Here is a 19,977-nt window from a genome sequence, read left to right as displayed (position 1 = left end):
TTAAGGATTGTTCGTGGCAGTTGGGCGCGATGATTTGGCTATGTTCACCGTCACAGGTTGTCCCATCTTCAGTTGGTCATTCGGGTCATCGACATAAATACGGACTTCATAAACCAAAGTCGTGCGAATATCTTCGGTCTGTACCGTTTTCGGGGTAAATTCCGCCACAGATGAGATATAACCAATTTTTCCTGTGATAGGCTGATTCGGTTGTGAGTCACGAATGACTTGTGCTGCTGCGCCCATGTTGATATGTCCAAGATCCATTTCACTGGCATAAACACGCACCCATTTAGGATGGATCAGGGCAATGGTATAGACGGACTTGTTTGAAGTCGTCATATCACCAACTTCTTGTAAACGTGCACGAATTACGCCATTCACAGGTGCTAGCAGCTTACTTTGAGTAATTTGGTAATCAATCAAATCAAGATTGGCCTTGGTCGATTCATATTGTGCTTTAGCCGCTTCACGATCTTCTGTGCGTGCACCTTTCAAAAGTAACTCTAGGTTGGCTTTGGTTTCACCGACGGCCGCTTCCGCCATTTTCATATTGCTTTTTGCAGCATCAACCTCTTGCTTACTCACCGCTTGACCCGCAGTACTCCGATTTAAGACATTTAAACGTTGGTATTGCTTATCGGCATTTTCAAATTGGGCTTGGGCAGACTGTACTTTCGCTTTCGCTTGGGTAATCTCTTCAGGTCGATTGCCCGCAGCTTGCTCATTTAAGGTTTGCTGTTGAACGTGTAACTGCGCTTGGGCTTGCTGTGCTTGTATAGTAAGGGATTTGGTATTTAGTTCGGCAAGAACCTGACCTTTTTGAACGCGATCGCCTTCTTGAACAGCCAAGCTTTGAATACGCCCAGCCGTTTCAAATGCCAGCGAGACTTGTCGAATATCAACATTGCCATATATAGTCAAACTACTTTATTATCCATACATTATTATAAGAAAACTCTAAATAATTCATCGACTTATTTGTATTTGTTTTATAATGATTTGACTATAACACCAGATGATCGGGATCGGCTTTGTCTCGACTGAACCACAAAAATGCAGCCGCTACAGCAATGAGCAATACCCCAACCAGCAGTATGAACTTACTTTTGTTCATGTACACCAAACCTTCGCTTAGTTTTAATACAAGTTTAAATTTAATTTAAACTATAACAATACAGTTAAGAAAGATATACTTCAAGTCTAAATTTTGATGCAGAGTAAATAATGTCTAGAGCTGGACGTAGCGATGGTGATTTAACCAAATCGAAAATTTTGGATGCTGCTGGCCGCCTAATTGCTCAGGATGGTTTTGCAAAAACCACGAGTAAAGCCATTGCCAAGCTGGCCGAAGTCGATTTGGCTGCCATTAACTATCACTTCGATGGTCGTGATGGGTTATATCGTGCCGTACTTGCCGAAGCACATACGCATTATATTGATGAACAAGAACTCTTGACCTTACTTAACAGCTCTAAAACGCCTACTGAAAAACTAGAAGCTTTTTTTGAAAGCCTGATCGGTAAATTGGTTGAAACCGATGTCTGGCACAGCAAAGTGTTTGTTCGTGAACTTTTTTCACCGACCACCCACCTATACACGTTTATGCAAAATGATGGTGCGCGAAAGTTTCTTTTGGTCAAAAAAATTATTAGCCAAGTTTCAGGGATTGATGAAAACCACCCTGCACTTTTGCCTTGTGTACTCAGCACGGTCGCGCCTTGTATGATGCTGATTTTGGCAGATGCAAATGGGCCAAGCCCACTTAAAAATGTCTCCAAACTTGAACCTGCGCTTTTGGTCAAACATCTCATGACCTTTTCAGTCGCAGGTTTACAAGCCGCTAAACAACTTTATCTTTGATAAACCAACTGTCCTTGCTTATAGGTTGCAAGGACTTTGATATCTTTGATTTTAGACGGATCAATTGTGATTGGATTGTCACTTAAAACAACAAAGTCACCGTATTTCCCAGTACTTAATGTGCCTTTGATGTCTTCTTCAAAATACTGATATGCAGCCCAGTCCGTCATCGTTTTAAGTGCGATATACGGGCTGACTTTGTGCCTCACCCAAAACTTTGCCTGTTCGTGTGGTGCGATTAACCGTTGCATCCAGCACCATCATGCTTTTCGGTGGGATAACAGGGGCATCGTGATGCTCGGTGAAAATCATGCCTTTTCTTAAGGCTGAACCTGTCGGAGAGATGTGTTCAGCACGCTTTTCACCTAAGGTTTGTGCTACATGCCAGTCGCCCCAGTAGTAGGTATGCAAAGAAAAAAATGAGGGGATCAAGTGAAGCTGTTTCGCCCGATCCAGTTGATCCTCTCGCATGGTTTGCGCATGAATAATCACATCTCTTCGCTGTGAGGCATCATATTTCTTTTGCGCATTGGCAATCACATTGAGGTATTGATCAATCGCAGCATCACCATTGGTATGTGCCAAAATTGGCCACTGCTCTTGAAAAGCCAAATCAATCATTTGCTGGACTGTTTTTTGCTCTGGAAATGCAGGATAGCCACGATAGTTCTTATCTTTCCCTTCAGGCGGAACCACATAAGGTTCGGTTAACCATGCCGTTTTACCTTGGGGTGAACCATCTAAGCTAATTTTCACGCCACCAATTCTAAAGTGATTGACATAGTTTTTGCTTACACCTTTTTCAAGCATATACGCCTGTTCAGAACTGATATCAGGATAAGAAACGACATCGATGGCTAATTTGTTTTGATTGGCCAAACTGCGCCAAAGTTCTGAAGTACCACGATCAGCTCGTCCTTCTTGTACCGTGGTATAACCATTTTTCATATAGGTCTGTACCGCAGTCAACGCCATCTGCTGCATCATTTCAGGTGGGACCGTTTTAAAAGCCTGTAACATGGCTTCAATCACAACACTTTCTTCCAGTACACCATTCGGAATATTGGTCCCCACTACGCGTCGAATCACACCACCACTGGGGTTGCTACTTTTTTCATTAAGGCCTAACAACTCTAGCGCTTTGTGATTCACAGAGGCCAAATGCCCTGACTGATGTAAAATCAGCACCGGTTGAGTCGTTGAAATCTGATCTAAATCTGTGGCTGTCGGATGAGCTTTCTCTTGTAGCTGGGCATCATCATAACCATTGCCAATAATCCAACCAGAAGTGGCTTGGACAAAGGTTGGATTTTGCTTCGCCCACGCCTTCATTTCTTGGATAAGTGTGGCAATACTCACCACCTTGCCATCTGGCGGCGGATATAAATTTGCCACAGTTTGCTGCATACCGACAGAGTTTAAATGACTATGGGCATCGATGATGCCAGGGATGACGGTCTTGTTATTCAAGTTTAAGCGTTTCGCCTGTGGCGCAGGCTTTTCAGCCTCAGACAATGTGCCTGTATAACGGATCTTTCCATCTTGAATTAACATGGCATCGACATAGCTGGGCTGCATGCCTTGCATGGTTAAAATGGGGCCACCATAGACCAATAAGGCATTTTGCGACTGTTGTTGTGTGTTTGAAGTGGTGCTAGACAGACTAGTTGCACAACCACTCATCATTACCACAGTGGAAGAAAGTAGAGCCGTGAGTGCAAAAGAAACCTTATTAAAAAGCATGGGTTAAACACCTCATATTGCTAAATATTATATTTTGCTCCATACGAGCATTCGTTATAGGTATAACACTTTGATACAACACATTATCACTCTACCTTAGCACTTTAAGCCAGCTCTTGTCAGGCAGAATAAGGTGCTCAATATTCAACAGATTATTGCAATAACTTTAAGATGTGTTGCAAACGGACATTGTCTATATTTTCTTTATACACTGCATAAATCGGCGCAATACATGGGTTATTGGCCTTAAGTGTTTTATAAACAATCTGCTTATTCCAAAAGTCACGAATGGCCTCAGGCACGATGGATAAACCAATCCCTGCAGCAATCAAGTTTAAGCTTGAGGTTAAACGTGGCGCTTCTTGTACAATTTTGGGACTAAATCCAGCTTGGTAACAACTGGCCAAAATATTATCGAATAAATCTTGTCCAGCTAAACGTCGGTATAACACAAAATCATGCGGTTCAAGATCCAGCAAGTGAATCGGTTCGGCGTGTTCAGCCAAAGGATGATTGTTTGGTAAGGCCACAATGAGCGGTTCATCTAATACATGTAGACTGGTTAAACCAAGGCCAATCGGTGCAGGTTTGCGTAAGAACACAATGTCATTTTTTTCATTACTAATGGAGTCTATCAGCGAGCTACTGCCATCTTCTTCCAGATGAATTGAAACACGTGGAAAAGTTTCCCGAAAGTTACGCAGCAAGGCCGGTAAAAAAGGATGCAAGCCAACCGAGTTGGTAAAGCCAATATTAATCTGACCTTCGACCCCCAAAGAAATATCCTGCACACGTTTAGGAATTAACTGTGCATGCGCCAATATCGCAAGGGCTTCTTTGTACAATACCTTGCCCGCTTCCGTTACCTCAACACCACGTGGCAAACGCTTTAACAGTTGAGCATTCAGCTCTTCTTCCAAGCTTTTGATAATCCGTGTCAACGGTGGTTGTTGCATATTCAAACGAACAGCAGCATGCGAAATATTACTTTCTTCTACCACTGCAACAAATGCTCTGAGTTTATGAATATCGATCATGTCCACCCTATTAAACATACTTTTTCAGTATATATAACGTCAAAAATAGCATTTTTCAACATATCTCTACAGGTTCATACTGGGCACATTCCACAAAAGGCGAAAGACATGAACACTGAAGTGCTCCCTGCTGAACAAATAACCCATCCAACTTCACGGGAATTATTTGCAGGCTTTATGAAGCTGGGACTCATGGGCTTTGGTGGCGTATTGCCACTTGCACATCAAATGGTTGTAGAAGACCAAAAATGGCTCAACACGGAAGAGTTCACGCACTTATTGGGTGTCTGTCAAATCCTCCCTGGAGGAAACATCATTAATATGGCCGTTGCGATTGGTTATGAGTTTCAGGGGGTTAAAGGTGCGATTAGTGCCGTTCTCGGGTTAATTTTTGCACCGACGGTGATTGTGATTTTGCTGTATCAGCTCTATAGCCAATTTCAAAGTATCCCCGTGATTCAGCATATGATACAGGGACTGGCAGCGGCAGCAGCAGGTTTACTGTTTGCCATGGGGCTAAAAATGCTGAAACCCATTCTGAAAAGTTACCTCACGATCTTTACCATTGCGCTGACCATTGTCTTTATGCTGATTATTAAGATTCCATTGGCATTAACGTTACTGATCTTAGTCAGCATCAATGTCGCAGTCTTAAGCTTGAAAAAAAGAGGAAAAAACGCATGATTTTAATCACCTTAGCCATCGTTTTTACCCAGCTTTCTATACTGGCCTTTGGTGGCGGCAATGCCATTTTGCCTGAAATGCAACATCAAGTGGTTGAAGTGCATCGTTGGCTTACTGCCACAGAGTTCAGCACCATGTTTGCCATGGCTCAAGCGGCTCCGGGCCCCAATATGATGATTGTGCCACTGGTCGGCTGGCATGTGGCTGGACCTGCTGGACTGTTTGTGACTTCACTAGCGAAGTTTGGGCCCTCTTCTGTACTGACTGTATTTGCACTCAAGTTTTGGAATCAGTTTAAGGATCATCCACTACGTAGCATGTTTGAAAAGGCGTTGAAACCACTTACCGTTGGCTTGGTTTTAGTCAGTGCATATATTATTGCCACTGCATCTGCTCAGAACTGGTTACTCATTGCAATCGTTATCGTCGCTACTGGTTTAAGTTTAGTTAAAAAAATTCATCCACTGTGGGTCATGCTCTTTGGAGCAATGTCAGGCGCACTGTTTTTATAAACGGTGTGTCATAAAAGTTCGTGTTCAATAGCACATACTTTCTATTTTATTGTTACTTTCAAATAAATAGCATAAGCCTTACATCTGATGCCCAAGATGTAAGGCTTAATTTCGTTTGGGCCAATAACCATGTGAAAAGAAAGCAAGTGTTTAGGAAATATTCCCACCCAAAGCAGTCATTAATTGCGCTGTATTTTTTAATTGCATTTGTTGTAACTCTAATGTGCTCTGTTCAGCTTGCAGCCTTAAATTCTGCGCCGTGACCACTTCCAAATAACTGACTAAACCTGCGTTATAACGTCGCATCACCACTTGTTCATTTTCTTTAGTCAGTTGCAGTAACTGAGCTTGCTCCAGTTGTTGTTGTTTCAAACTTGAAGTTTGCATTAAAGCATCATCAACTTCCTTCCAGCCCGTAAGTACAGCTTACTTATAGGCTGCTAATTTTTCATCATAACTTGCCCGCGCTTGGGCAATTTCAGCTTGCCGTTTTCCACCATCAAAAATAACCGAAGCCGCTTCTAATCCAGTAGACCATAAATATGCAGGGGGCTTGGAACAGCTGACCTAACACTTGGCTATTTAAACTCGCATTAAGACCAATATTAATATCTGGCAACCATGCCGTTTGTGCTAAACCTAACTGTGCATGTGTACTCGCAAGCTCCCGCTCTGCACGAATCACATCAGGACGTTGCATGAGTAAGCGACTGGGTAACTGTGCAGGAACAGTAGGAATACTCAGACCTTGCTGACGTTTCACCAGTTGAAACTGAACCACACTTTTACCCTGCAAGACCGCCAGCACATTTTCCTGTAAATTGCGTTCACGCTGCGTTTCGATCTGCTGTATTTGCACTTGTTTTAACTGTGTTTCTGCCTGTATCACATCTGCCCGCGCAATCATCCCTGCTGTATATTGGTTTTTTAAAATTTGCACTGAACGTACGTAACTTTTTTGGGTTTGCTGTAATACATCAAGTTGCGCATCCAAAACACGAATGTTCCAATAGGCCTCAGTCGCCAATAACTGTTGATTCAACTTTACTGCGGCTAAGTCCGCCTGCACCGCTTCTAAATTTGCCTGTTGTCCCTCTATCGCTTTCGCCACACGTCCCCAAACATCGGGAATCCAGCTGGCCTGAACCCCTGTGCTAAACTGACTGTTTGGAGAAGTATGCTTTACTCCATTACGTTTAGCAGCACCTTCTAAGCTTAGACTGACAGAACGACTGGCTTTTTGCTGTTCAAGTAAAGCATTGGCTTGTCTATAACGTGCCTCGGCCTGTTTCAAATTTAAGTTTTCTGCATTTAACTGTCGCAGCAGTTGGCTTAAAACGGGGTCTTGATAAATATTCCACCATGCGACTGTCGCGCCTTTTAAGCCTGCTGTTTCTGTCCAATTGAGCGCAGCATATTTATATTGCTCATCCGCGTGAATCAACGGTGTTTTATATTCGGGAGGGCGTACTACGGCTGTAGAACTACATGCAGTCAACAACAACACACAACTTAGGCTGAAGACATTTTTATAAACCAAACCTGACATTCTATTTTCCTATTTCTTTATCTATTTGCCTAAGCTTTGCAGCACAAATTTACGTTTAAATCTCGAACAAGATTCAGCCCATTTTTCAAAGAGCAAATACAAAACAGGCGTTGTGTACAAAGTTAAGAGCTACCCAAGCGCTAAGCCGCCCACAATGACCACACCTAAAGGCTGACGTAACTCAGCCCCCTTACCCCAACTACAAGCCAGCGGAATTGCACCCAATAATGCTGCGGTATTGGTCATTAAAATCGGGCGAAAACACAAAGCCGCCGCAGACAATACAGCTTGATATGCTGACTTTCCTGCACGCCGTTCATATAAAGTAAAATCAATCAATAAAATGGCATTTTTCACCACGATACCAATCAGTAAAAACATGCCCAACAATGCAATCAGAGTGAACTCAAAGTTAAAGATCCATAAGGTCAACAGTGCGCCCAAAGCCACAGCGGGTATGGTCGATAAAATCGTTAACGGATGAACCACACTTTCATAGGTCACCCCAAGCACGATATAAATCAACACAATCACTGCAAGAATTAGTAACGGTGTACTTAAGCCCGCTTGTAAACTTTCTGCTTCTACATCTTTATCCGTGGTCATAAAAACGTTGTTTGGCAACATCACTTCAGTTAAGACAGATCGGATCGCGGCATCGGCCTGTTCATAGCTATAGCCCTGTTTCACCACATAACCAATACCCATCGCGGCATATTGATTACGTCTATACACTCGATCATTGGTAATTCCATAAGACCATGTCGCAAAGTTACGTAGCGGCACAGCCTGTCCAACTTTATTAGGGACTTGTACATTGGCTAAGGATTCAGGATGTTCCGTGAAGTGCTTATCTACTTCCATGACCACATGAAACTGTTGGATTTGATCATAAATGGTTGAAATCTGGCGCTGTGAAAATGAGTTGTTCAGTACGCTCGAAATGCTTTCAATATCGACGCCCAAACGACGTGCTGCTTCACGGTCTACATCTAGGGTGACATGCTGTGCACCTTCATCCCCCATGGTTTCGACTTCCTCAAGTTCAGGCAGTTTTTGCATGGCCTGCGCGACTTTCGGTACCCATTGGCGTAGCTGTGCAACCTCGTCTGACTGTAGTAACAGCATATAATCTTGACCACTGCCACTTGAAAAAGGATCATCCAGTTCTAATTCTTGTTCCACACGTGCTGAGAAAATTGCCCCAGCCTGCCACGGCGCATTTTTTTCATACGCTCGACAATGGCATGTGAACTTTGCCCCTCACGTTCCGATTTGGGTTTTAAACTCACCATGAAAAAGGAATTTGTGGTTCCACCTGCTCCGCCTGAAGTTCCAACCACATCTTTTACAGCAGGATCACTCAGCAAGCTTTGGCTAAAGGCTGCAATTTTGGGTTGCATAATTTGAAAGGAAAACCCGTCATCACCACGAACAAAAGCCTCAACCCGTCCTGTATCCTGCTCAGGCAATACCCGTTTAGGGAGGTGCTGATAAACATAGAATGAAGCCCCAATCGCACCTAACCAAAACAAAATCACAACATAGCCATGTGCTAGCATCCATTTTAAAGATGTTAAATAAGCATGATTGAACTGCTGCATGCAACGATGGCTAAATTGATATAAAGGCTGTTGTTGGTCGCTCTCTAGCGGTTTTAAACAGCGTGCAGATAAGCTTGGTGTCAACACCAAGGAAACAAAAACGGATAACACCACGGTAAAAACTAAGGTCAGTGAAAACTCGCGGAAAAGCCGCTCAATCACACCGCCCATAAACAGCACTGAAATGAAAATCACCACCAAAGCCAAATTCATGGCCACTAAAGTCAGCCCTACCTCCTGAATCCCTTTAATAGCAGCCTGTACAGGAGAGTCTCCCTGCTCAATATGACGCTTAATGTTTTCCAGCACCACAATCGCATCATCCACCACCAAGCCAATAGCGACAATCACCGCCATAATGGAGAGGTTGTTGAGCGAAAAGCCTGCCAAATACACCAAACTACACGCCCCGACCAAAGTCACCAACATGACAATACCCGGCACAAGAGCACTTTGAATATGCCCTAACATCAAAGCAACGACAATAATGAACAACAGCATGGAAAATAACAACGTATCACGGGCTTCCGCTAAACCTGCGCGAATGATTTCAGAACCATCCATCACTGTAGTCAATTGTGCGTCTGCGGGAATCAGTGATTTTAATTCAGGCAGTTTTTCTTTGATTTGATCAATGGTCGCCACGGTATTGGCATTGGGTTGACGGCTGATTTTGATAATCACCGCAGGTTGACCATTATGAAAACCGCTGACATAGCGGTTTTCAACAGAGTCTTGCACCTCAGCCACATCTTTTAAACGAACGATGGCTTGAGCATTACGATGAATCACCAAGTTGGCAAAATCTTGCGCTTGTTTTAAATCATTCGACAGTGCGACTTGCCAACGAAGTTGATCGGTTTCAACCACGCCCAATGCTTGTACTGTATTGCTTTTTTCAATTGCAGTACGGACTTGTTCCAATGAAACGCCCTGTGCAATGAGTGCATTCGGATTTAAAGTAATCCGCACCGCAGGCATAGACGCGCCATCAATTTCAACTTCACCGACGCCAGTCATCTGCGCAAGATTGGGCTAGAGTTGATTGCTGGCAATTTCATATAATTTACCCGCAGATAAATGCGCTGAACTCAATGCCAAATAAAAAATTCTATCTTCTTGGTAAATCTTTGATGAGCTTTATAAATTCGTCCGCATATTTCTCAGCTTGATCTTTTTGTTCAATCACAGTTATATTTTCATTATTAAATGATGCTTTCACAGTCCAATTAAAAGAACCCGTAATAACTTTCTTGAAATCAATAACACAAAATTTATGATGCATTAAATTATTGAAATTGCCATTTTTAGGTGAGATTTTATAGTATTCGATCTCAGATTTTTCAAAGCGTATTCCCTTGCTTTCAGTCAAACTATCATCATTCACTATAATTCTTATGTTAACCCCTTTTTGATGTTGCCTATAAAGTGCCTCAGCTATCGGCTTAGAAGTAATCCATGCAACCGCAACCCATACGGAATACTTACTTGTTTTGATATGTTCTATTATTTCTTTCTCTATTTTTTCAAAAACAGGCTTGAGCTGTAAATCCTCTTGAGTAGATTTTCCACCAATTTTATAGATTTCATTCTCAGTTTTATAAAGCAATAAACCATCATGTTTCAGTATTTTATTGAGTTCACATGCAATCTCATCAGGATTTTGTGTTTGGCGATCATCAACCAAAATCTCGATCAAGGAAATTAATTTAAAAGTTCCATTTATCTCAGCAAGCTTTTTATTTGTGAAGTCCCTTCTACTACCAAATTCCCCTTTTTTATTCAACTCCCAATAATCATCACTGAACCCTAAATAATTAAATAGTTTTACAATATCAGAGCCCGATCTCCTCTCTGAAGAAAATTCACGCAAAATTACTGTTGTTAATTCATTTAATGATAAATCAGAAATTTGCATAATAAAAAGCCCCATTCAATGGGGCATATCTTAAGCAGCATTTAGCATTTTTTCTATCTCAGAAGCCGTTGGGTTGTAGTATGTGTTCACAAGAACCCCAATGGTTTTATGCCCAGTCAATTTAGCTAATATCTCAACAGGCAATTTTTGTTTATTCACAAAGCATGTAATGGCCTCATGACGTGAATCATGGAACGTAAATGCTCCAGCAAGTCCGACACGCTTTAAATTACGCTGCCAAAGCAATCTAAACGAATTGGAGTTGTGTTTGACCAGTAACCCTTCGCGCTTAGGCAGTAGATCTAATAGCGCTCTTGCCTTTGTCGTTAGTGGGACATCTCGTGAGGTACCATTCTTAGTATCAGGCAAATGAACATAATCAGGAAAGACATGTTGGTTCTCAATTCCTAATATCTCGCCTTTACGCATGGCAGTTTCCAATGCAAATAAGAAACTCCAAGCTACATAGTGCGCTGGTGTTTTCGGCACCATACCTTCTTCATAATTATCTAAACCCACCAAAACCATTTTGATTTGATCTTGGATTATACGGTTCTTTCGTGCAGGTGGTTTAATTGGCTTCTTAACCAAATTGAATGGATTTGAAGGCAGTAAAAATAGTTCACGTACTGCAAATGTGAAAACAGAAGATCCAAGGCTCATTTCCTTATGAATAGTCCCTGCTTTCACATACTGCAATCGTCTTTCTCTATTTTCAGTGATTAGCTTTGGAGTGAGATCATAAATTGAGTATTCGGTGAGTTTGCCGTAATACCGTTCTAAATATTTGATGTGATTTTTGATGTAGACTTTACTTTTGGTAAACTGCCCAATTTTTTCGTAATAGATATTAAATAGCTGCTTTACAGTGTATTGGGGTTTATCTAAATTTTTGAGCTGCTTTTCATACTCAAGCTGTAACTCCATGAGTCGCTTGTGCGCCCATTGAATACATTCTTGTGAGGTATCTCTTGTTGCTGCATCACGAAGATGCTTGTATTTAACTTGGATGCGCCATGCATTGCCGCGTTTGACAGGTTTTTGCATATTAATAAACTCTCAATATTTGGTGCCGAAAACGGGCGCCATCCATCTTGAGATACATACGACCATCTCAAAACGGCGCCCGAAAGCGAAATATAAAGCAGTTTTTAATGCAAATTTTGGGTATTTTGATTACCCAAAGCTGACCTATTTGACAATAAAAACAGGGAAATATCGTTACAATACCCCCTTAAAATATTGATTTTACTCAATATATATCTTGGTAGGTATATCCAGACTCGAACTGGAGACCTCTACGATGTCAACGTAGCGCTCTAACCAACTGAGCTATACACCTGAAGTAAAAGCATAATATTCACTTTTAAAAAGTATGACAAGCGCTATTTCTTGTTTTTTAAAGCAGATGCACAAGTTTTAAGCATCTGTTTAAATTGTTGAATGCTTTTTGAATTCAACCTATTGGAATAACGCATTTGTTGATAATAATCACCCGCCTGCTTAAATAAAACTTGCTGTTCAGGTTTAACGTCTTGAGCTAAACGCAACAACCATTTGTTTACCGTTTCGGCATCTTGTTTACGCTGCTCAGTTGTTAAGCTTCGAGAAAAAGATTGAATGACAATGTCATATTCAGAAGTTTGAGCACGTTTACACCAAAATATAGCGCACCAGTACAGTAAAACTAATCCACCAATGCTAATCATAATCAGCAATACCAATGAATAACTGGATTGGAGTCCTAGCTTCTGTAACCAACCTCGTTGAGTCTCTGCATTATAGCCAACCACCTTACTTTGCCATTGATAACTTACATAGTCACTCCAAATGCGCATTTTGTTTAATACCGAATAGCGCTGTACATGCCATCGACTACTCTCACCCCAAACACTGGTATCTTGGCTCATTAAATCTTGCATACCCTGTTCAATACGCTGCGGTGCAATCATGGCTGTTGGGTCATAGCGTTTCCAGCGCCCATCCACAAAGACTTCCGTCCATGCGTGCGCATCTAACTGTCGAACTTCCCAACTTTTTGCATCTGGTGAAGGCTGACCACCTTGATACCCAACCACAATACGCGCTGGAATTCCCGCATAACGCATCAGCATCACGAAGCTAGAAGCATAATGTTCACAAAAACCTTGTTTGGATTGAAACAAAAATTCATCAATACGATGCTGACCCAACAAGCCCGGTTGCAAGGTATAGCTAAAACCATTGTTGCGATACCATTGCAAAACATTTTGGATATAACGTTTCGGGTTCTCGTCACTTTGCTTAAACAGCTGCTGTGCCAATTGCTGCGCTTTCAAGTCCATGTGCTCAGGCGCTTTTAAGTTTATGCTTCGTTGTATTTTAGATAATTCACTTTGGCCAAATTGAACATTTCCCATCCATTGCAATGCAATAGGTTCCACACGCTGCACTTGACGATAAGCCTGAATACTCCAATCCTGACGTAGCTGATAACGTCGCTCTAAGGGTTGTGAATATTCCAATGCCATAATCCACGGAATCGCGACATCAGCAGGTAAATATTGATAGTTCCATTTTTTGAATGTTGAAATTTGCGTTAAGGTATCATCCGCAATGCTTTGTTGGTTAATAAAACTACTGGTCCACTTTTGCCCATCATATTGATCTAAAACCATCGCGCGCCAATAAAGCTCTGAACGATTTGGGAGCTGAGTGACATCACCAATAATACGAAAAGCCAAATGACTGGACTGGGATAATTGCGCAATATCTCCAGGTGACATAGTGTCACTCATTCCTGTCACCGCCTTATTTTCAGGAATTGGAATATGCCAAAGTGGGGGTAAGCGCGGAAAAAAGATAAACAGCAGCAAAAAAAAAGGCAGTGCAAAACCTACAAATTTAATAACGTGTTTTGCATCTTGCCGTAATGCCAGACGATTCGAATTTTCAGATGCAAAAGAATGGGTTTGCACTCGATACAGCCCCAACAAACAACTCAATAAACACAGCAAAACCATGGCAGCCGTCATAAATGACTGACTATGTAAAAACATACTTGCCGCAACAAATAAAGCAAAGTTAAACAAAATGATCACATCACGCTGCGTTTTTGTTTCTAAGGCTTTAGCAAAGAGAAATATGCTTAAAACAGCTACGCCCGCTTCTACCCCTAAAAAGCTTTGATAGCTCCAAAAAGTGACCGCTAGAGCAACAAGGGTCAAAATGTAAATTGCCCATTTCGGAAAATGGTTGCCCGTGGATTTCATGAAATACCATAGACAACCGATACAAATGGCAAAAATGACACTCAATAACACAGGGCTAAAACTTAGTTGTGTGATCCAAATCAAACTCAGTGTCAGTACAATGGCAATACGAATAGAAGAATGCATACTGTGCTCGCTATGCCTGCGCCAAAAGTAATTTGGCTTGAAGGTATTGTTCTCGCCCTATCCCTTTGGCTAATTCACTATGGGGTAAATACAGTGCATAGGCATACTGCAACTGCTCACATTGTTCAACCAAGCCCATCATTAAGCTTAATTTTTCTTCATGTGAAGGACTCAGCATATGTGCATAGTGGATTTCTAAACTGTGTTGATCCTGATGCTGTTCAAAGACTTTAATAAATAAACCTTGTCCTTGTGCCACTTGTTTCCATGAAACCGCCTGTAAAGAGTCACCCTCTTTAAAATTTCGCAATTCTCGAAATTCATCCATGTCCGGTTCAAAACTGTGCTGTTGCTGTTTATTTTCTGCCGCTAAAGACTTAGTTTTAGGCGCGATCCACAGGGTTTTCTGAATGAAAAAATAACTCCATGCACGAACGAGGCCAAACGGATATGTTGAGTAGATTTTAATCTCTGGAAAACTAAACCGCCCGCGTTCTATTGGAAAGAAATTTAAATCGACCACCTGATGAGTGTCTTGAATAAACAACTGCTCTATATGATCAGCATAAGCGAGCCAAAGGTATCGAGGCTGTGAATGCTGTTGTTTGAAATACATTTGTAATTGCAATGCACTCTCAACCTGTCCTATTTCAGGTAGTACAAAGTCAATACTTAAGCCATGTAGCTGTTTAAAGGTCAAATAAAAACTCATACACAGCACTGATTAAAAAACAAAACGCTAAAATTAAGTTATTGGCATAATTCACCCCAGCAATAAAGGTGATTAAAATCAGCACCACATACACATATCCTTGCTGATAAATAAACACCAGTACATCTTTTTGGGTCAATTGTTTTTCAGCCTTAAATTTAAAGCGTTTATTTATCCAGTTTTGCCACAGCATGCGTCAGCTTATCCTATCAGTGAACTTTGACTTGCTTCATAAGCTGCTCAGTTTCAGCTTCACCCAGCCCAATACGATGCGCGGTCACTGCGACAAATACAGCCTGTACATCATCGGGTGTAACAAATGCACGGGCTTTAACCAGAGCATAGGCTTGTGCTGCTTTCTTCAAAGCCAGTACGCCACGTGTAGATAACCCATGTCGACCTTTACGGGTTTCAGCCGCCAAATCTAAAATATAATCCAAGACTTCCTCAGACAAATAAATCTGTGGCACCAAAGCTTGTAAGGCGAGAATGTCTTGTTCGGAGAATACAGTCATCAACTGCTGAATCAAGTCATGACGGGATTGTTGCTGCAATAAAGCCTTTTCTGCCTGACGTGATGGATAACCCAAAGATAGCCGCATAAGAAAACGGTCGAGCTGTGACTCTGGTAGTGCATAAGTTCCACTTTGAAAAAGTGGGTTTTGCGTTGCAATTACCCAAAAAGGCTGTGGGAGTACATAACGACTTGAATCAATCGTCACCACACCCTCTTCCATCGCCTCTAAAAGTGCACTCTGTGTTTTCGGACTACAGCGGTTAATTTCATCTGCGAGTAAAATTTGAGTAAAAATTGGCCCTTGTTTAAACTCAAACTGATGTTCTTTTTGGTTAAACATATTCACCCCAATCACATCGCTTGCCAGCATGTCATTGGTAAACTGAATCCGTTTAAATTGAAGACCAGCCAAATGGGCCAAGCTACTGGCCAATGTGGTTTTGCCTAAACCGGGCAAGTCTTCAAATAAGATATGCCCACCTGCTAACAGACTACATAAGGCCAATTGGGTTTGTTGATTTTTATCTAAAACGATTTGATTAACTTGATTGAGAAATTCTTGGATTTTTGGATAAAAAACACTTAACTGCGATTCATCGAGCATGCTATGTTGCTGCGTTTCTACCGTTTTTTCTTTTCCCCAAAACACCTTATTCTCCCCAATCAAAATATAAATCAAGGTTTAACATACAGGTTTTTCAACCATACTCAAAGATGATCCTTATAAATCTTCAATGATTTGCGTATGTATAATCTCCCTCAGTTCAAGTTATTGTTTCGCTGCAGATTTCAACTGATCTTTTAAAGCATCTGCACTCATTGAAAATGAAGGAGATGATTTCTCTGCTTGCTTAATCAATTCTATGAGTCGCGCATTGATTGGCGCCTGTCTACCACATTGTTCTGCGAGTTTTAAAATCTCACCATTAATCCAGTCGACCTCTGTGGGACGGCCTGCAATTAAATCATCTTGCATAGACGACCGAGCCAGCGGATCGATTGCCAACATTTTACGACTTAATAATTTAAATAGTGGATTGGGTAAACTCAGCAATTTTGGAATCAAATGGGTCGGAACTGCGGTTAACTTTGCAGGTTTAATCTGAGCAGAATCAAGCAGTGCTAAAGCTTCCTGCTGCGCCATTGCCACACATTGGCGATATTTACGAATCGACAATTGCTCCTTTAGTGGTTTTTTTGACAATGCATTGATTGAATTATTTAAATTAAGTAAAAGCTTGGCCCACTGCACAGCCAGCATGTCTTTTTCAAAAACAATCTCTAAACCTGCTTTTTGAAATGCATTCTCAAGCAAATTTTGATTCGGATATTGCTTAACACTTAATGCACCAGAGGTACCTTGATGATAATGCCCAGCTTCTTGAGTAGCGACGTTAAAAGGAACCATCCCCTCTAAAATCATCTGCTCTTGCAAAACTCTTTTTAAAATAGGGACATTGCTTAAGCCATTTTGAAAGCTGATGATCAGCGGTGTTTTAGCCCCTAAATATTCTTTGAGTTCATGTGCAACTTGTTCGGTTGCCTCCGATTTCACACAAATTAAAATAACATCGGCATCCACAACCTGAGTCGGATCGGTCGTTAGTTTTAGTTGATGAGGTGCAAGTTTGATATTTTTGCCTAAATAATCGGTTAAGACTAAGCCCCATTGGGAAAGCTCTGCATGAATACGTGGACGCGTGATAAAAGTAACATCATTACCTGCAGCAGCCAAACTTCCGCCTAAATAACATCCAATGCTTCCAGCACCATAAATATATATTTTCATTCAATTTCCCTTTGCAAACATTCCAGTATTTTAAGAGCTATAACAATTAAAAGCTGTCCGATATACGACATGAACCTTTTATGCCTCACACTCCGTATTCGTTATGATTTAATCTACGATGCCACCACTTGCTTCATGCAAAAAAGTACACTGTCGAATCTAACACGAACAACCGCATGTAATTGATTATTTTCACTCGATTTTTCACAAAAAAAAACGGCACCGAAGTGCCGTCTTTCAATTGATTCATTACATTAACAAGGGCACTTTTTCATGCCATTCGTTGCAGATGGATAACGTGCATCCACACAATGACGATAAAAAGTTTTAGCATCCATCGCTTCTAAATCAGGATGGTGCTTTTTCATATGCTCCAAATAGTTTGGATAGTCAGGCACCCCTACCATCAAGCGGAAACTTTGCTGCAAACGTTGCCACAGCGTCGCAATTCGAGACCAATTTTTAGGGTTCAGAATCAAATCTTTCTGCGACATCACGGTCATTTTAATGATTTTATAAATCATCGTTTTTCCACTTTTAGCAAATTTTAGATTCATCTGACTCTCCTTAATGTCCAGCTTTTGATGGCTGAATGTCTTCAGGATCACGATAAATGGCTTCTGCCTCATGCACAGTCGGAACTGGGCTTGCCAATGCACGACGAATCACTCTAATCGCAGCAAACAGCATCACAATCGCCACAATCATAAAGAATCCACACAGTGCAGCATTGATCTGATTCGACATCGCAACAGTTTGCATTTCAGCAACCGTTTTTGCTGGTGCTAAAATTTCATTGTTTGCAATTGCATTGTTAAAGCGTTCAGCTTGTGCCAAGAAACCAATTTTTGGATTTTCGTGGAAAATTTTCTGCCAGCCCGCGGTCATACAGGTTACCAACAAGAATACTGTCGGGATAATCGTGACCCATACATATTTCTCTTTCTTCATTTTGAAGAGGATAACCGTACCTAAGATCAATGCCATTGCCGCAAGCATTTGGTTACCCACACCAAACAGTGGCCATAAGCTATTGATGCCCCCGAGCGGATCGACGACACCTTGGTAAACAAAGAAGCCCCACCCTGAAACCGCAACTGCTGTACCCAACAAGTTTCCGAAAAAGTTATGTGAGTTTTTCACCGCAGGAATCACAATCCCAACTGTGTCTTGCACCATGAAACGACATGCACGCGTACCCGCATCAACAGCTGTTAAGATGAAAAGTGCTTCGAATAAAATGGCAAAGTGATACCAAAACGCCATCATTTCACGGCTATTGAAAATTTCCGTAATGATGTGAGCCATACCAATGGCAAAAGTTGGCGCACCGCCAGTACGTGAAAGGATGGTACTTTCACCCACTTCTTGAGCCAGTAAAGTTAATGTTTCTGGAGTAACAACAAAACCTAAGTTACGAACAGCTTCAGCTGCGGTGTCGACACTTGTACCCAGTAAAGCGGCTGGTGAGTTAATCGCAAAATACACACCCGGATCAAGCACTGCTGCACAGATCAAGGCCATGATTGCAACAAATGACTCCATGAGCATACCGCCATATCCGATCATTCGAATATCACGTTCATTGTTCACAAGTTTCGGCGTAGTTCCAGACGACACTAAAGCGTGGAAACCTGAAATTGCACCACATGCAATGGTAATAAATAAGAACGGGAACATTGAACCTGCAAACACAGGGCCAGTACCATCAATAAATTGCGTGAATGCTGGTAGCTTCATTTCTGGCATTGCGAAAATAATACCGACTGCCAAACCTGCAATAACACCAATCTTTAGGAAGGTTGATAAGTAATCGCGTGGCGCAAGCAATAACCACACAGGCAGTGCCGAAGCCACGAAACCATAAATAATCAGCGCCCATGTCAACTGAGTGCCCGACAGTGTAAAGAGCGCACCCCAATATGGATGCTGTGCAATATTTTCACCGTAGACAATGCCGAGCATCATCAAGACGAAACCAATAATAGATACTTCTGCAATTTTACCCGGGCGGATAAAACGCATGTAAATCCCCATAAAGAGCGCAATTGGAATGGTTGCCGCAATACTAAATACGCCCCATGGGCTGTGTGCAAGTGCTTTGACCACGACCAGTGCCAAAACAGCAAGGATAATAATCATTACCCCCAATGCACCAAGCATGACCACAATACCTGCAAACGTTCCAAGCTCTTGCTTTGCCATTTCACCGAGTGAACGTCCATCACGACGGGTAGAAATAAACAACACCAAAAAGTCTTGTACTGCACCTGCAAGCACTACACCGACAAGTAACCAAATCGTGCCCGGTAAATAGCCCATTTGCGCTGCTAAAATAGGCCCTACTAATGGACCTGCACCTGCAATCGCTGCAAAGTGATGTCCAAATAGAACACTTTTGTTGGTTGGAACATAGTCCAGACCATCATTCAAACGATGCGCGGGAGTTAAGCGACGTTCATCAAGCTCAAAAACTTTATTTGCAATAAATAAACTATAGAAGCGATAAGCAATACTATAAATACAGCCCGCAGCAAGTACGAGCCAGATGGCATTGACATGCTCACCACGACTCAGTGCCAATATCCCAAAAGAGACTGCACCGACGATGGCTACCAGTAGCCAGATGATTTTTGAAGTCAGGGTTGACTTCGGCTGAACAGATTCCATTT

11 protein-coding genes, 1 tRNA gene and 5 pseudogenes are annotated in these 19,977 nt (G+C 41.8%); 3 read left to right on the top strand and 14 right to left on the bottom strand.

Translation table 11 applies throughout. The annotated features are described in order from the left end of the window. A pseudogene (locus AC4CUX_RS14070) lies at positions 1 to 924 on the bottom strand (HlyD family secretion protein); the annotation flags it as partial. Positions 925 to 1,227: 303 nt separating this feature from the next. Here AC4CUX_RS14070 and AC4CUX_RS14065 point away from each other — a divergent pair. After that, on the top strand, positions 1,228 to 1,863 hold the full coding sequence (locus AC4CUX_RS14065) for a TetR/AcrR family transcriptional regulator (protein WP_004693547.1): 636 nt from the start codon (positions 1,228 to 1,230) through the stop codon (positions 1,861 to 1,863). On the opposite strand, the pseudogene AC4CUX_RS14060 reads toward AC4CUX_RS14065, so the two are convergent. Together AC4CUX_RS14060 and AC4CUX_RS14055 are read right to left on the bottom strand one after the other, a co-directional pair. Further along, positions 1,854 to 3,606, bottom strand: a pseudogene (locus AC4CUX_RS14060) (amidohydrolase). The gene AC4CUX_RS14065 and the pseudogene AC4CUX_RS14060 overlap by 10 nt on opposite strands. A gap of 152 nt (positions 3,607 to 3,758) precedes the next feature. Next, on the bottom strand, positions 3,759 to 4,643 hold the full coding sequence (locus AC4CUX_RS14055) for a LysR family transcriptional regulator (RefSeq protein ID WP_114837322.1): 885 nt from the start codon (positions 4,641 to 4,643) through the stop codon (positions 3,759 to 3,761). Between the two features lie 108 nt (positions 4,644 to 4,751). On the opposite strand from AC4CUX_RS14055, the gene AC4CUX_RS14050 reads away from it, so the two are divergent. After that, positions 4,752 to 5,327: a chromate transporter gene (locus AC4CUX_RS14050; protein ID WP_004693553.1), complete on the top strand. Its 576-nt coding sequence runs from the start codon at positions 4,752 to 4,754 to the stop codon at positions 5,325 to 5,327. Next, a complete protein-coding gene (locus tag AC4CUX_RS14045) occupies positions 5,324 to 5,839 on the top strand; it encodes a chromate transporter (RefSeq protein ID WP_114837323.1) in 516 nt (171 codons plus the stop codon). The genes AC4CUX_RS14050 and AC4CUX_RS14045 overlap by 4 nt, the downstream gene beginning before the upstream one ends. 150 nt (positions 5,840 to 5,989) lie before the next feature. On the opposite strand, the pseudogene AC4CUX_RS14040 reads toward AC4CUX_RS14045, so the two are convergent. The 11 genes and pseudogenes from AC4CUX_RS14040 to AC4CUX_RS13990 all read right to left on the bottom strand — a co-directional run bounded on the left by AC4CUX_RS14040 (position 5,990) and on the right by AC4CUX_RS13990 (position 19,975). After that, positions 5,990 to 7,388 (bottom strand): annotated as a pseudogene (locus AC4CUX_RS14040) (efflux transporter outer membrane subunit). A 21-nt stretch (positions 7,389 to 7,409) separates the two neighbouring features. Further along, positions 7,410 to 10,102: pseudogene (locus AC4CUX_RS14035) on the bottom strand (efflux RND transporter permease subunit); the annotation flags it as partial. A 1-nt stretch (position 10,103) separates the two neighbouring features. Beyond that, the gene (locus tag AC4CUX_RS14030) at positions 10,104 to 10,910 is read right to left on the bottom strand and encodes a phospholipase D-like domain-containing protein (protein ID WP_005399650.1); all 807 of its coding nucleotides are present in this window, start codon (positions 10,908 to 10,910) and stop codon (positions 10,104 to 10,106) included. 30 nt (positions 10,911 to 10,940) lie between these two features. Then, on the bottom strand, positions 10,941 to 11,957 hold the full coding sequence (locus tag AC4CUX_RS14025) for a tyrosine-type recombinase/integrase (RefSeq protein WP_490792459.1): 1,017 nt from the start codon (positions 11,955 to 11,957) through the stop codon (positions 10,941 to 10,943). A 218-nt stretch (positions 11,958 to 12,175) separates the two neighbouring features. Further along, positions 12,176 to 12,252, bottom strand: a tRNA-Val gene (locus AC4CUX_RS14020). A gap of 43 nt (positions 12,253 to 12,295) precedes the next feature. Continuing rightward, on the bottom strand, positions 12,296 to 14,287 hold the full coding sequence (locus AC4CUX_RS14015; RefSeq protein ID WP_005399653.1) for a transglutaminase TgpA family protein: 1,992 nt from the start codon (positions 14,285 to 14,287) through the stop codon (positions 12,296 to 12,298). Between the two features lie 10 nt (positions 14,288 to 14,297). Continuing rightward, positions 14,298 to 15,192 (bottom strand): annotated as a pseudogene (locus tag AC4CUX_RS14010) (DUF58 domain-containing protein). Between the two features lie 16 nt (positions 15,193 to 15,208). Then, positions 15,209 to 16,165, bottom strand: a complete 957-nt coding sequence (locus AC4CUX_RS14005; protein ID WP_419277253.1) for an AAA family ATPase — start codon at positions 16,163 to 16,165, stop codon at positions 15,209 to 15,211. A gap of 120 nt (positions 16,166 to 16,285) precedes the next feature. Beyond that, positions 16,286 to 17,305 (bottom strand): 2-dehydropantoate 2-reductase, encoded by a 1,020-nt coding sequence (locus AC4CUX_RS14000; protein ID WP_419277255.1) that lies wholly within the window; start codon positions 17,303 to 17,305, stop codon positions 16,286 to 16,288. Positions 17,306 to 17,559: 254 nt separating this feature from the next. Then, on the bottom strand, positions 17,560 to 17,862 hold the full coding sequence (locus AC4CUX_RS13995; protein WP_004693572.1) for a YbdD/YjiX family protein: 303 nt from the start codon (positions 17,860 to 17,862) through the stop codon (positions 17,560 to 17,562). A 10-nt stretch (positions 17,863 to 17,872) separates the two neighbouring features. Next, positions 17,873 to 19,975 carry a carbon starvation CstA family protein gene (locus tag AC4CUX_RS13990; protein WP_490747872.1) on the bottom strand — a complete coding sequence of 701 codons (2,103 nt, stop codon included), beginning with the start codon at positions 19,973 to 19,975 and terminating at the stop codon, positions 17,873 to 17,875. Between the last annotated feature and the right edge of the window lie 2 nt (positions 19,976 to 19,977).

The organism is Acinetobacter sp. 231_lipA, from assembly GCF_058243005.1.
Note: the sequence above shows the minus strand (reverse complement) of the source record. Positions and strands in the feature narration are given on the sequence as shown.